The organism is Staphylococcus durrellii (genome assembly GCF_015594545.1).
GTDB lineage: Bacteria > Bacillota > Bacilli > Staphylococcales > Staphylococcaceae > Staphylococcus > Staphylococcus durrellii.
Map to the genome: position 1 here is coordinate 1477085 of NZ_JADIIO010000001.1, position 14101 is coordinate 1491185.

Sequence of the window (14101 nt, forward strand, 5' to 3'; positions counted from 1 at the left end):
TGAAGAAATTTTAATCATATAGTAAAATAGTAGTATTTATTTAGTAAAAAATTATATATTTACATGATCACTATTAGTTTTATTTACATTATTTCCATAAAACAGTTGATATCTTTTTAAAAATTAATTTTTAATTTAACAATATCTATATATGAATAATAAAAAATTAACAAAGTAAAATATCACTAATATAAAAAAAGAGGCAAGTACTAAAAGTACTTGCCCGTAACTTAACTAGACTTATTGGGAAAGGCTATTCTATCCTACCTAAGTAGAATTTTACTACTTCGAACGCTATATATCCTTATTTAGAAGTTAATTCAATTAACTTCTAAATATAATATATTGATAAATCTATCCTTTTGTATATACTCTTTTGTACTTTAGTAAAAAAACAGATATTAGTTAGAAAAAAATACTTCTTCTTAGATGCTAATCTACACCAAAGTTCCTTTTATTTCAGGGTCTTTATATAAAAAGTTTCTACCAATTCTACAAGTTACTTTTATAATTTCTGGCTCACCGACAATTTCTTGTTCTAACGTAGATTAACTTAATACGTCACTTTAATTATAACTTTCATATCAGCTATCACTAACATGTGCTTAAACTTTTTATTTTGCTTACTTTTTATCTAATAATTCATAGCTTTAAAGATTAAGCATAGCTTTCATTTAAGTTTTGCTATACTTTATTAATTGGTATTGTGATAATAGTGTGTAAAAATGCTTTAATTATCTTTTATTCAGTTTATTCATGTTGCGACTAAGGATGACCTTCTAAAAGTAAACGCTGTAAAAAATTGACATACGCTTCAACTTATCATTTGCGAAAAGATTACTTCAAATACTTTCGAGATAAAATTAAATATATTCATTGTCCTAATAAAAAATATTAATGAATTGATTAATCTATTAAATAAAATATGTTACGGAAAATGTACAACACAGAACGATATAAGTTTTTGAGAAATTTATCCAAGGAAAGCATATACTTTTAAAAGTTTACACTCAAATTACACTCAAAACGTGATTCATTATAATAATGTATGCAAAAAAACAACCCGAAATCATTCTATTAGGAATGACCCGAGTTGTTTATATACCTAGCACTAGTCCCCTTTACTTAGCACCTAGTATTGTTTCATATATTGTTCTCTTTCCCATTCGGACACTTGCGTTCTATAGTAATCCCATTCAATTGATTTAGAATTAATAAATTGATTGTAAATGTGATTACCAAGTGCTTCTTTGATGACTTTGTTTTCGCGCATCGATTTAATCGCTGTGTATAACTGTGAAGGTAAGTCTTCGATACCAATAGCTTCACGTTCGTCACGATTCATTTCGTAGATGTTTTGGTTTACTGGTTCTGGTACTTCTAATTTGTTTTTAATACCATCTAAACCAGCTTGTAAAATTGCAGCTAATGCCATGTATGGGTTTGCTGCAGGATCTACTGAGCGGATTTCAACTCTTGTTGATAGCCCACGAGAAGATGGAACACGAATAAGTGGTGAACGGTTTTTACCACTCCAAGCAATGTAACATGGTGCTTCATAACCTGGAACTAAACGTTTGTATGAGTTTACTAATGGATTACATACTGCTGTGAAACCACGAGCATTTTTAAGAATACCAGCAATAAAGTGATAAGCATCTTTAGTTAATTGCATATCACCATTTGGATCAAAGAATGCATTTTCTTTACCATTAAATAATGATACGTTAAAGTGCATACCACTACCATTAACACCAAATAGTGGTTTAGGCATAAATGTCGCATGTAGGTTATGTTGACGCGCAATAGTTTTAACAACTAATTTAAATGTTTGGATATTATCACAAGCTGTTACTGCGTCGGCATATTTAAAGTCAATTTCGTGTTGACCTGGTGCAACCTCATGGTGACTTGCTTCGATATCAAAGCCCATATCTTCTAATTCTAGTACGATGTCACGACGACAGTTTTCACCTAAGTCTGTTGGTGCTAAGTCGAAGTAACCACCATCATCATTTAATTCTAATGTTGGTTCACCTTTTTCATCTAATTTGAATAAGAAGAATTCTGGCTCAGGCCCTAAGTTTAAGTCAGTAAAGCCTAATTCTTGCATTTCTTTAAGCGTACGTTTTAAATTTGCACGAGGATCGCCTTCGAATGGTGTTCCATCTGTTTTATAAATATCACAAATTAAACGAGCAACCTTACCCTGACCTGCAGTCCATGGGAAAATCACCCAAGTATCTAAGTCCGGATAAAGATACATGTCTGATTCTTCGATACGAACAAATCCTTCGATAGAAGAACCATCAAACATCATTTCATTATCTAAAACTTTTTCTAATTGGCTAACAGGAACTTCTACGTTTTTGATAGTTCCTAAAATATCTGTGAATTGTAATCTTAAGTATCTTACATTTTCCTCTTTGGCAAACTTGTGAATATCTTCTTTTGTAAATGTACGTTTTGGCATTATGTAATGTCCTCCAGTAATTTTATTTAATAAATCGTGATAAGTCTCCGCGATTTATCGGTAGAGCTTCGCTTTGTGGTTTTTGTGTTGTATCCACAATCATTCTTTTTCTAATTTCTTGTTCTTCAGTTGATAAATGCGCATGATCATCGTTAAATATTTGCTTAATACCTTTGACATTAAAACCTTTTTCAATTAAGTTTTTAATTTCTAATAATTTTTCCAAATCATTTAATGAAAACATGCGTTTGTTACCTTGTGTTCTTGAAGGCGAAATGAGTTCATGTGTTTCGTAATAACGTATTTGTCTTGGTGATAATTCACTTAATTTACTAACAACACTCATAGAGAAGACGGGCATATTTCGTCGCAATGCATCTTTTGACTTCATTTCCATCACCTCTATATTTGAACTTATAGATAATTTAGCACATTCAAGACAGTAATTCAAAGATATGTCATGTTTCCTTACATCTTTATAAAAGCTGATATTTCAATACTTTCAGCACTATGCTAAAATTCTTTAAATAAATTTTTAGAAAATTCCTACAATATTTAGTCTGAAATTCACATAATTTAGCTTAAAAAACATCAATTCAATAAAATGAATTGATGTTTTTAACCACTACTATTCCCATGATATTAAACTAAGTTGTTTTCTCTTAATTGCTCTACAGCTCTAGTAACAGCAATTTTCACATGTTCGTATGTTAAACCACCTTGAATATAAGCTTCATAAGGTGGACGTATGGGACCATCTGCAGATAATTCAATTGACGATCCTTGTATAAAAGTACCAGCCGCCATTATCACATCATCTTCGTAACCTGGCATATACGCAGGTTCAGGGCTGAAGTGTGCATTTACTGGCGAAGCATGTTGTATACTTTGACAAAATTGTATCATTTGCTCTTTATCTGTAAACGTCACAGTTTGAATCAAATCTGTTCTCGGCACATTATATTTCGGTGTTGTTGTCATACCTAACTTATCCAATAATAAACTTGTAAATATAGCGCCTTTTAAACTTTGACTAACAACATGCGGTGCTAAAAAGAAACCTTGATACATATCTTGTAGTGTATCTAGTGAGGCACCCGCTTCCTTACCAATACCTGGAGCAGTTAAACGATAACCACAGCGTTGAATTAAATCATTCCTCCCAGCAATATAGCCACCTATTTTAGCTAAACCGCCCCCCGGATTTTTGATTAAAGAACCCGCAATGATATCAGCGCCACATTCAATTGGCTCACGTAATTCGACAAACTCACCATAGCAATTGTCTACAAAAACAATGACTTCAGGAAATTGAGCTTTAATTAATTGGATAGCTCTTTCAATTTCATCTATGTTAATTGAAGGACGTTGATCGTAACCTTTTGAACGTTGTATTGCCACAACTTTTGTTTGCTTACTCATATGTGCTAATACAGACTGTGTGTCTATGGCACCATTTTTCAAGTCTATCTTATTATAAACAACCCCGTGTTCTTGTAAACTTTCTATCCCATTGCCATTAATACCGATAACTTCTAATAAAGTATCGTATGGGTTTCCTGTGATATATAACAATTCATCATTGTATTTCAATGTGCTTTGTAATGCTATAGTTATCGCATGCGTTCCTGAAATAATTTGCGGACGTACTAAGGCATCCTCTGCTTTGAACGTATGCGCATATATTTGTTCTAAATGATCTCTGCCGAAGTCATCGTAACCATAACCTGTAGTACCCTGTAAATCATTTTCAGTTACTTTGACAGAATGAAATGCATTGAGGACTTTTTCTTGATTGCTTAATGCAATTGCTTCAATGTCGTCAAAATATGGTCTTAACGTTTCTTCAGATTTTCTTACTAGTTGCTTTATAGATGTCATTCATTTTTACTTCCTTCGTTTACTTTTTGGTAGCCTTTTATTTCGTATGTTTCTTCTTTTTCATTAAAATTTAATTCAGTAACGAGTGTATGTTGTTTTAAATAATAAAGTTTGTCAGCTTCACTACTAGCTAAAGTTTCCTCGTAATAAGTCAATGTTCTTTTAATTTCTTGTATAAGCAAATCATTAACCACATGAATATCATGCTCATCTTGACTAGACACAAACACATGCGGTTTATTAGTTGAAGGCTGTACTCCTTCATGTAAATCTTTTTTATTAAAGATAATGGCCTGTGGTATATGCGCCATATCTAGATCGTTAATGATTTGATTTACCGTGTCATATTGCGTTTTATATTCAGGATGACTGCTATCCACAACATGCAATAATAAATCTGCATCTTTCGCTTCTTCTAAGGTGGATTTAAACGCCGCGATCAAAGTCGTCGGTAATTTTTGAATAAAACCTACCGTATCGGACAAGATAAAATTAAAGCCTTCATTAACTTGAATTTGACGCGTCTTAGGGTCTAATGTAGCAAAAAGTAAATTTTGTTCATAAGTAGTCTCCTGAGCTAAGGCATTAAACCAGGACGACTTTCCAGCATTAGTATATCCGATTAATGCGACTTGAAAAACATTGTTTTGCTCTCTTTTAGCCCTATAGCGTTCCCGATGGTCTACCACAGTTTGTAATTGATGTTTAATGTCATTCATACGTGTACGAATATGACGACGATCCATTTCTAATTTAGTTTCCCCTGGACCTCTAGTACCAATACCTCCACCTAATCTAGATAAACTTCTGCCGTGTCCTTGCAAACGTGGCATTAAATAATCTAACTGTGCTAGCTCCACTTGCAGTTTACCTTCTTTACTACGCGCACGTAATGCGAATATTTCTAGTATTAACTGCGTACGATCGATAACTTTAATGTTCAGTTGGCCATTTAATGATTTTGACTGTGCTGTCGTTAATTCATCATTTGTAACCACAACGTCTATATCGTTAAATGAGATATATGCTTTTATTTCATCTAGTTTGCCTTTACCTACATAATACTTATTGTCAAAGTGCGTTCTATTTTGTGTAAATTGCTCTTTAACATCTAGTTTACAAGTTGTAGAAAGTGCTTCTAATTCTTCCATAGTTGAATCAAAATCAAAGTTTTCTTCCTCTTGCGCATGCACTCCAACTATTATTGCGCTTTCAAGTTTTATTTTTGTATCATATGTTTTATGTTGGCCCATGTCATGCACCCCATTTCTTAGTTTTATCTAAGTCATTTTATCACAGTGTGAATATAAAGACTATCATAGGAATTTATGTTAAATTATTGTTAACAGAGGTGATAACAATGAGTATTTATGATATTTCAGTACAAAAATCAAATGGAGAACAATATCAATTAGAATCATATAAAGGCGATGTACTCCTGATCGTTAACACAGCAAGCGAGTGTGGCTTTACACCACAATTTGAAGGTTTACAGTATTTATATGAACAATACAAAGATCAAGGTTTAATGGTGCTTGGATTCCCTTGTAATCAATTTGGAAATCAAGAACCTGGTACAGGCGAAGAAGCTACACAAAATTGTAAAATTAATTATGGCGTTTCATTCCCTATACATGAAAAGATTGACGTTAAAGGTCCAAATCAACACCCTTTATTTGAATTTTTAACCGAGTCTCAAAATGGTTTCCTTAACGAAAAAATTAAATGGAATTTCACAAAATTTTTAGTAGATAGAGAAGGCAACGTTATTAAACGTTTCTCTCCTCAAAAAAAACCTGAACAATTAGAAGAAGATATTAAAGCATTACTATAATTTGAAGGTATTAAAACATCGAAAAAGGTTATAACAGACCTGATTATACGCGTTGTAATAACGTTGCATATCAGATAAGTTATAACCTTTTTTACTTGAACTTATATTGGGTTACTCGCTATCATCGATTGTAAAAGTACTGATTGCGTGCTTGTAAATTAGGTGTGGCTTTTCTTGTGAAAACAAGCAAACAGTTGACTCATCAAAATCTTCGATTACACCTTTGATTTGAAAGCCATTAATTAAAAAGACAACAGCTTTTGTCTTCTCGGCTTTAAAGTGCCCTAGGAATTGGTCTTGGTTGTTGTTCTGTGTAGTCATCTTACTAACTCCTTTTGTTTATTTGGGCGGAAACCTCATCTAAGATTAATGAAAGTGACTTCGTCTCTTTATTTAACCAAATCACGTCCAGTTTATTCTTAAACCAAGTCATTTGGCGTTTTGCATAATTTCGTGAGTGTTGCTTAAGCTTTTCTGAAGCTTGTGTTATCGAAACACTCCCTTTCACTACTGGAACTATCTCTTTATATCCAATAGCTTGCATGCTTTGACATGATTCATATCCATGTTCAACGAGTTGTTCTACTTCACTTAATAATCCGTTCTCCAACATTATATCTACGCGTTTATTTATTCTGTCATATAATAGGTCACGCGACATTTCCATCCCTAATAATAATGTATCATAATTTTCTGTGAATTGTTGCATTTTCTTGCGAGAACTTAAAAGTTTTTTTGTTTTTAAGTAAAATTGAATTGCACGTAATACTCTTTTTCGATTATTTGGATGAATTGCTTGTGCAGATTCGGGATCAAACGACTTTAAGTAATTATGTAGCTCATTATTAGAATATGTTTCATATTGCTGCATTTTCGTCTCGATTTCTTTTTCTTGTGCATGACTAATCGTCTCATCTTCAAAAGCATAATTATAAATAAGTGATTGTATATAAAGACCAGTGCCTCCGACAACTATAGGCACTTTCCCTTTTGCAGTAATTGTCTCTATTAATGTCTGTGCTCTCTTTTTGAAATCATAAGCTGAAAAATTATCATCTGGTTCTAAAATATCAATCATATAGTGAGCTACGCCATCCATTTCTTCGTTAGATACTTTAGCAGTACCAATATCCATGCCTTTGTATACTTGCATAGAATCACCACTAATAATTTCACCATTAATTCTCTTCGCTAATTCAATACTAAACTCAGTTTTACCCACAGCTGTTGGCCCCACAATAACAACGATGAAAGGTTTCTGATGTTGCACTTTTATCACTCACTTTTCTGTATTCTCTGCGCTCTTAATATTTGCTTATTAATCCATTCAAACATATGGTGCCATATCATTTCATGTTCTTTTTCCAATAATATTTCATGCCGTTTATTTTTATATAAATGCACCGTTATGTGCTTAACATTACCACGTTTAAATAATTTGCCGAGTTTGTGGATACCTTTCCCATAATTTCCAAGAGGATCTTCTTTACCTGAAATCATTAATATTGGCATTGATGGATTCATTTGTGTTATAAATTTTTGTTTGCTTGTTTTGACTATGTGTTTTACAGTTTGATAAATCAATTGATTAGAAACTAAAAATCCTGTTCTATCGTCTTTAATAAAGGCTTGTACTTGCTCATCGTCTGATGACAACCAATCACTTTTTGTTTTTAAGTGTTCAATTCGTTTGTTTAATGATTTATACATTAAATTATTTACCCAACTCAAACGTTTACGTTTACCAAACAATATAGTAATACATTTTAATACAAATTGTAATATTAATCCTAAAATTTTAGGATAGTAACCCGTACCAGTTAAGATTAATCCGTTTATAGATTTTGGATACTTTTGTGCAAATACACGAGCAATAATCGAGCCCATTGAATGTCCTATAACAATGTATGGTAAGTCTTTATAATTTGCACATAAGGTTTGTGCTACTTCAAATGCATCTGTTGCTACTTGATCAAAATCATCGATATGTCCAATATTTTTTTCAAGTTCCTCTTGATTATGGCCTCTATGATTGTGTCTTATAACGTCATATCCTTGTTGATTTAATGCTGCTACCAACTCTTGATAACGTCCCATATGTTCTGCCATGCCATGAAAAATATGCACTACACCGATGGTAGACTTATTAGCCTTATTTAATTTAACTTCTAACGTCGCGCCATCTGCAACTGTTATCTTTAAATTACTTTGTCCCATGTAGTTTGCCTCCATTCATGACTTCTTATACTAATCATTATTCTATACACAATGTATTTACCACAAATTATAATATTGTAGTCACTATAACATAATTTTAGAACAGCACTATTTTGTAACCATGTGTTTATAATGATATATTTTATAAAATTTGTAACATTCATACAACAACTAAATACCTAAGAATCACATTCACTATGTAATAAAAAAGTTACTCTAGATAGCATTCATTCCATCTAGAGTAACTTATGCAAATTAATTTTCATTTTGAAATAAATCTAAAATATTAAATTTATTCTTTAACCGCTGGTTGATTGTTACCAGTTTGTGCTTCGTCAATCGATTTTTCAAGTTCTTTAGTATATAGGTCTTTTTGTACTTCATTGTAGCCTAATAGTTCAGCCATTACGTCGATAACTTTTTCTTTGTAGTTTAATACGTCTTTGATGTTGAAATATAGTTTACCAGTACGACGGATTAAGAAGTCTGTTGGTTTAAATACCATTTCATTTTGAATTGAGTAAATAAGTTCTGTATAAATATCAAGCGGTAAGCCAGTGTCTTGGTTTTGTGCTGTTTGCGCAATTTTAAATAAGTCTTCAGCGTTTGAACCATATTTAGATGCAAAGTGACGAGCATTAGTCGCATCGATTTGGTAAGCTTTAGCATCTTCTACTTTTTGTTCGATAAAGTTTTCAAAGTTAGCACTACCACCTACGTCACCACCAGAGATTTTCAATTCTTTAGTAGCACATGGTTTGAATTTAAGTTTGTATTCTTCTTTTAAGCGTTTAGCTAAAAGGTCTACAATTTCTAACGCCATGTGACGGTAACCAGTAAGCTTACCACCTGCGATAGTTAATAAGCCTGATTTACCTTCCCAAACTTCGTCTTTACGTGAAATTTCAGAAGGATCTTTACCTTCTTCTAAAATAAGTGGTCTAACACCTGCCCATGATGATTCAATATCACTATCTGATACATTTACATCTGGGAACATATAGTTTATTGCGTTGATTAAATAATCTCTATCTTCTTGTGTTGCTAAAGGTGAAGTTTTATCGTTGTCATAAAATGTATCTGTAGTACCAACATAAGCCTTACCTTCACGAGGAATGGCAAAGATCATACGACCGTCTTTTTCAGTGTCAAAGTATACAGCTTGTCCTAATGGGAATTTAGATTGATCAATTACTACATGGATACCTTTAGTTAAACGTAATTTTTTATTATTACGCGCATAGTCTCCACTACGTACTTCATCTACCCATGGACCACTAGCGTTAATGACTTTTTTTGCTTTAATTGGATAAGTTTCACCATCAAGTTGATCTTCAACATGAATACCGTTAACTTTTTCATTGTTATCATATGTGAAATGCACTGACTTAGTATGGTTAATAATAGTTGCACCTTTTTCTTCAGCACGTTTCATAACTTCAATTGTTAGACGAGCGTCATCAGTACGGTATTCAACATAAGATCCGCCACCTTTTAAGCCCTCTTTTTTAACTAATGGTTCTTTTTCTAAAGTTTGCTTTTTGTTTAACATCGTTTTACGTTCTGCTTTTTTTACACCAGCTAAACGGTCATACATTGTTAAACCTATAGCAGTAGTAAATTTACCCATACTACCACCTTTATGCATTGGTAACAACATGCGTTCAGGTGTTGTTACGTGTGGACCATTTTCATAAACGATTGCACGTTCACGACCAGTTTCTGCTACGACACCAACTTGTAGTTGTTTAAGGTAACGTAATCCACCGTGAACTAATTTAGTAGAACGTGAACTTGTGCCTTGGGCAAAGTCTTGCATTTCTACTAATGCTACTTTCATGCCACGGTTACTAGCATCTAAAGCAATACCAGCACCTGTGATACCACCACCGATAATTACAACATCGTAACTATCTTCTTTTAAACCTTTCTTAATCTGTTCTCTTTTTAGTGTAGATAAACTCATAAACTGAGCGCCTCCTATAAATTAAAAAAGCAGAGACCCATCCTATACATATATTTTTGTACGAACAGAGTCTCTACTTCTCATGTGTTTTATTAACTTACCCATATTGTAGCATAGTTAATTATTAAAAGTCTAATTAAAATTATTCTTCGTCTAATTTAAAAACTTGTGTTGCTTCTACTGCTTTTTGCCAGCCTTTATATAATTTCTCACGTTGTTTTTCTTCCATTTTTGGTTCGAATTTTTCTTCAAGTTTCCAACGATCTGCAATTTCGTCTTTACTACTCCAGAAACCAACAGCTAATCCAGCTAGGTATGCAGCACCTAAAGCTGTTGTTTCATTAATTTCTGGTCTTTCAACGCCAACGTTTAATAAGTCAGCTTGGAATTGCATAATAAAATTATTTTTAACTGCACCACCATCAACGCGTAAATTATTCACTTCAATTGAAGAGTCACTATTCATTGCTTCTAGCACATCGCGAGTTTGGTAACATAATGATTCTAATGTTGCTCTAATAAAGTGTTCTTTTTCTGTACCACGTGTTAAGCCGAAAATAGCCCCACGAGCCTCTGCATCCCAATATGGCGTACCTAGACCAACAAATGCTGGTACTACATATACACCTTCAGAAGATTCAACGCGTTCAGCATAATTTTCAGTTTGTGGTGCAGAGTTAATCATGCGTAGCCCGTCTCTTAACCATTGGATTGCAGATCCAGAAACGAAGATAGAACCTTCTAAAGCATAATTCACCTTGCCATCTAAACCATAAGCAATCGTAGTTAATAAACCATTTTTAGAAGCTACCGCTTCTTCACCAGTATTCATTAACATGAAGCCACCTGTACCGTATGTGTTTTTAACATCGCCGCGGTCGAAACAAGCTTGGCCAAACAATGCTGCTTGTTGGTCACCGGCGATACCAGCAATTGGTACTTCATGTCCAAAGAAATGATAATCAATTGTATTTGCATAAACTTCACTTGATTCTTTAACTTCTGGCAACATATTTTCTGGAATCTCTAAAATATCTAGCAATTCTTTATCCCATTCTAAATCGTGGATATTATAAACTAATGTACGACTCGCATTTGTATAATCGGTAATATGCGCTTGTCCACCAGATAATTTCCATACTAACCATGAATCAATCGTACCAAATAATAAATCTCCATTTTCTGCTTTTTCTCTAGCGCCATCCACATTATCTAGAATCCATTTTACTTTTGTACCTGCAAAGTAAGGATCTAATAATAAACCAGTTTTTTCACGGAATTTGTCTTCTAAGCCTTTATCTTTAAGCTCTTGACAAATACCTTGTGTTTGACGAGATTGCCATACAATTGCATGATAAATGGGTCTGTTTGTTTTCTTATCCCATACTACAGTAGTTTCACGTTGGTTTGTAATACCAATACCGGCGATTTGTTCAGGACTAATATCATTTTCATTAAATACTTCGGCGATAACAGCTAGTACTGAAGTCCAAATTTCATTCGCATCATGCTCAACCCACCCTGATTTAGGGAAGAATTGTTTAAACTCTCGTTGTGCCACTCCTTTAATAGTACCGTCCTGATTGAATAAAATTGCTCTAGAACTTGTAGTTCCTTGGTCTATAGACAGAATATATTTTTCCATAAATTAACTCCCTCTCTCATTATCTTCTCTTATAGTTTCAATAACCATTTTAATGTTAAATAAATCAATATTAAAGATTTTTGCTATAAATTCTTTTTTTACAATTAAATTTAAGTGTTTTTCATTTGTAGTAACATATTTATTTATAAATTAGTAAATCGTTTCAATATCTTTATTTTTTTTGCTTTTGTTCAATACAAGGCCCAGTATTAATGTCAAAATGACTACGATAAGCCCTATTACTGATGCAACATCGAAATTACCTTTGTAGAATAATCTATAAAATACAGCACCAAGCATACCACCTGCAATAGGTCCTAAAACTGGAACAATTGCATATCCCCAATTTGATTTCCCTTTACCAGCGATTGGGAAAATAGCATGTGCAATACGTGGTCCTAAGTCACGAGCAGGGTTAATTGCATAACCTGTTGGACCACCTAGACTTAAACCAATTGCTACGATTAAACCACCGACAATAAGTGGGTTTAAACCGTCTGCTATTTTGTTAGTCCCGATATATAATAAACCTAATGTAAGAATCATAGTACCAATAATTTCACTGATGAAGTTTGCAAAGTAATTTTTAATTGCTGGTGCAGTTGAGAATACACCTAACTTCGCATCTTGATCTTCTGTTGCCTTCCAATGTGGTAAATACATTAACCATACAAACATACCGCCTAAAATACCACCTAAAATTTGGCAAATTATGTAACCTGGCACCATACCCCAAGCTAGTTGACCATCCATTGCCATCGCTAACGTAACTGCTGGATTCATGTGTGCTCCTGAAATATCACCAACTGCATATGCGCCCATCGATACCGCAAGACCCCAACCAGCAGCAATAACTATCCAGTCAGCCCCAAAACCTCCAGTCCTTTTCAAATTGACATTTGCACAAACGCCCCCACCAAATAATACTAATATTGCTGTTCCCAAAAATTCAGCAAAGTATACACTCATAGAGATTCCTCCTAATAAAGATAAAGAGACTTCTACAAATTAAAGCCAGTTGAACCACCGGTTTTCTCACTTGTAGAAATCTCTCTTCTCTGTTCTAATATTAACTTGATTTAATCTTACACTTAAATTGTAAGCGTTGTCAACATTTTCGTAAAATTTTTGTCACATTTAATATTTAAAAAAAGAAATTTTTAATATTATTATTTTTCAACTTCTACATTAGTTTACTAAATATTAAGTTTATACATCGTATTCAATTCGAAGTTAGCCTACTAAAAACCGCTTAAATCTCATATTAATAGCCCTTAAACAATTTCTAATTTAAAATTACTTAGGGGCTACTTGTATGTAAATATTTCGCATTTTATAGCTCTTTTTCTTAAGCAATATACCATGACTATTTTAGGTTTAAATCAAATATCTATTCAAGAAAGAAATAAATATAGTTAAGTGTGAACTTGGATTTGTCTAAATCACATCAAACATAAAAAATAGAAAAACGTCAATTGCTATATTATTTTGATAGCAATTGACGTTTTTACTTTAGTCAGAGATATTTATATTCTAATCATAATAATTATTACCATAAACTTCGATCGCTTGAAGTTATATATTTTGCCCCGCATTTAATCGCTTGGTCTACTTCTTCCTGCTCTTTAATTAACCCACCTGCAATTACTTTGGCATTCGTTTCTTCGCCAATAACTTTAATTGCTTTACTTGCAATACCGGGAAGCACTTCAACAAAGTCAGGCTCAATACGATTAATAAGTTCAATACTACGTGTTAGTGCATGACTATCTATGACGAACACTCTTAAAATTGATGTTGTGTTTAGTACTTTAGCTTTTTTTATTACTTTAGTTTTTGTTGATACGATACCTTTAGGCTTATAATTTTGAATAATATATTCGCATGCAAATTCATCGTGACTCATGCCTTTAATTAAATCAATATGGATATAAGTTTCCAAATTATGTTTTTCTAATAATTCCATTATACTTTTCAGATGACCAATATGTGTATCTAATAAAACACATTCTTTATAGTCAGTGTTTATTAATTTTTCTAAATCCTTCATTGTTCTAATTGCAGGTAAAATATGTTGTTGCATAA

Annotated in this window: 12 protein-coding genes; 1 reads left to right on the forward strand and 11 read right to left on the reverse strand. The window is 32.9% G+C overall.

The features are described 5' to 3' along the window. Positions 1–1132: 1132 nt before the first annotated feature. The 4 genes from glnA to hflX all read right to left on the reverse strand — a co-directional run bounded on the left by glnA (position 1133) and on the right by hflX (position 5607). Positions 1133–2473, reverse strand: a complete 1341-nt coding sequence (gene glnA / locus ISP02_RS07185; protein WP_195720900.1) for a type I glutamate--ammonia ligase — start codon at positions 2471–2473, stop codon at positions 1133–1135. 22 nt (positions 2474–2495) lie between these two features. Next, the gene (locus ISP02_RS07190; RefSeq protein ID WP_195720901.1) at positions 2496–2864 is read right to left on the reverse strand and encodes a MerR family transcriptional regulator; all 369 of its coding nucleotides are present in this window, start codon (positions 2862–2864) and stop codon (positions 2496–2498) included. Between the two features lie 251 nt (positions 2865–3115). Further along, positions 3116–4354, reverse strand: a complete 1239-nt coding sequence (locus ISP02_RS07195; RefSeq protein WP_195720902.1) for a methionine gamma-lyase family protein — start codon at positions 4352–4354, stop codon at positions 3116–3118. Next, entirely contained in the window at positions 4351–5607 is a 1257-nt protein-coding gene (hflX, locus tag ISP02_RS07200) for a GTPase HflX (protein ID WP_195720903.1), read from the reverse strand. The genes ISP02_RS07195 and hflX overlap by 4 nt, the downstream gene beginning before the upstream one ends. A 107-nt stretch (positions 5608–5714) precedes the next feature. Between hflX and ISP02_RS07205 the strand changes: the two genes are divergently transcribed. Continuing rightward, entirely contained in the window at positions 5715–6188 is a 474-nt protein-coding gene (locus ISP02_RS07205; RefSeq protein ID WP_195720904.1) for a glutathione peroxidase, read from the forward strand. 111 nt (positions 6189–6299) lie between these two features. Here the strand turns inward: ISP02_RS07205 and hfq are convergent, their stop codons facing one another. The 7 genes from hfq to ISP02_RS07240 form a co-directional block, all read right to left on the reverse strand. Next, positions 6300–6509 carry an RNA chaperone Hfq gene (hfq, locus tag ISP02_RS07210; RefSeq protein ID WP_195720905.1) on the reverse strand — a complete coding sequence of 70 codons (210 nt, stop codon included), beginning with the start codon at positions 6507–6509 and terminating at the stop codon, positions 6300–6302. Positions 6510–6513: 4 nt separating this feature from the next. Further along, on the reverse strand, positions 6514–7458 hold the full coding sequence (miaA, locus tag ISP02_RS07215) for a tRNA (adenosine(37)-N6)-dimethylallyltransferase MiaA (RefSeq protein WP_195720906.1): 945 nt from the start codon (positions 7456–7458) through the stop codon (positions 6514–6516). Positions 7459–7463: 5 nt separating this feature from the next. Continuing rightward, positions 7464–8405 (reverse strand): alpha/beta hydrolase, encoded by a 942-nt coding sequence (locus ISP02_RS07220; protein WP_195720907.1) that lies wholly within the window; start codon positions 8403–8405, stop codon positions 7464–7466. A 292-nt stretch (positions 8406–8697) separates the two neighbouring features. Beyond that, the gene (locus ISP02_RS07225; protein WP_195720908.1) at positions 8698–10371 is read right to left on the reverse strand and encodes a glycerol-3-phosphate dehydrogenase/oxidase; all 1674 of its coding nucleotides are present in this window, start codon (positions 10369–10371) and stop codon (positions 8698–8700) included. A gap of 142 nt (positions 10372–10513) precedes the next feature. Next, positions 10514–12016, reverse strand: a complete 1503-nt coding sequence (glpK, locus tag ISP02_RS07230; RefSeq protein ID WP_195720909.1) for a glycerol kinase GlpK — start codon at positions 12014–12016, stop codon at positions 10514–10516. A 150-nt stretch (positions 12017–12166) separates the two neighbouring features. Continuing rightward, complete coding sequence (locus ISP02_RS07235; protein ID WP_195720910.1) at positions 12167–12985, reverse strand: MIP/aquaporin family protein; 819 nt, start codon at positions 12983–12985, stop codon at positions 12167–12169. A gap of 580 nt (positions 12986–13565) precedes the next feature. Beyond that, positions 13566–14099, reverse strand: a complete 534-nt coding sequence (locus tag ISP02_RS07240; protein ID WP_195720911.1) for a glycerol-3-phosphate responsive antiterminator — start codon at positions 14097–14099, stop codon at positions 13566–13568. Positions 14100–14101 lie beyond the last annotated feature (2 nt).

What these genes read in the sequence shown, in the direction of transcription:
- hflX (WP_195720903.1), bottom strand. Translation starts at nt 5,607, where the DNA reads ATGGGCCAACATAAAACATATGATACAAAAATAAAACTTGAAAGCGCA.
- ISP02_RS07225 (WP_195720908.1), bottom strand. Translation starts at nt 10,371, where the DNA reads ATGAGTTTATCTACACTAAAAAGAGAACAGATTAAGAAAGGTTTAAAA.
- ISP02_RS07240 (WP_195720911.1), bottom strand. Translation starts at nt 14,099, where the DNA reads ATGCAACAACATATTTTACCTGCAATTAGAACAATGAAGGATTTAGAA.
- glnA (WP_195720900.1), bottom strand. Translation starts at nt 2,473, where the DNA reads ATGCCAAAACGTACATTTACAAAAGAAGATATTCACAAGTTTGCCAAA.
- ISP02_RS07190 (WP_195720901.1), bottom strand. Translation starts at nt 2,864, where the DNA reads ATGAAGTCAAAAGATGCATTGCGACGAAATATGCCCGTCTTCTCTATG.
- ISP02_RS07235 (WP_195720910.1), bottom strand. Translation starts at nt 12,985, where the DNA reads ATGAGTGTATACTTTGCTGAATTTTTGGGAACAGCAATATTAGTATTA.
- ISP02_RS07220 (WP_195720907.1), bottom strand. Translation starts at nt 8,405, where the DNA reads ATGGGACAAAGTAATTTAAAGATAACAGTTGCAGATGGCGCGACGTTA.
- ISP02_RS07195 (WP_195720902.1), bottom strand. Translation starts at nt 4,354, where the DNA reads ATGACATCTATAAAGCAACTAGTAAGAAAATCTGAAGAAACGTTAAGA.
- hfq (WP_195720905.1), bottom strand. Translation starts at nt 6,509, where the DNA reads ATGACTACACAGAACAACAACCAAGACCAATTCCTAGGGCACTTTAAA.
- ISP02_RS07205 (WP_195720904.1), top strand. Translation starts at nt 5,715, where the DNA reads ATGAGTATTTATGATATTTCAGTACAAAAATCAAATGGAGAACAATAT.
- glpK (WP_195720909.1), bottom strand. Translation starts at nt 12,016, where the DNA reads ATGGAAAAATATATTCTGTCTATAGACCAAGGAACTACAAGTTCTAGA.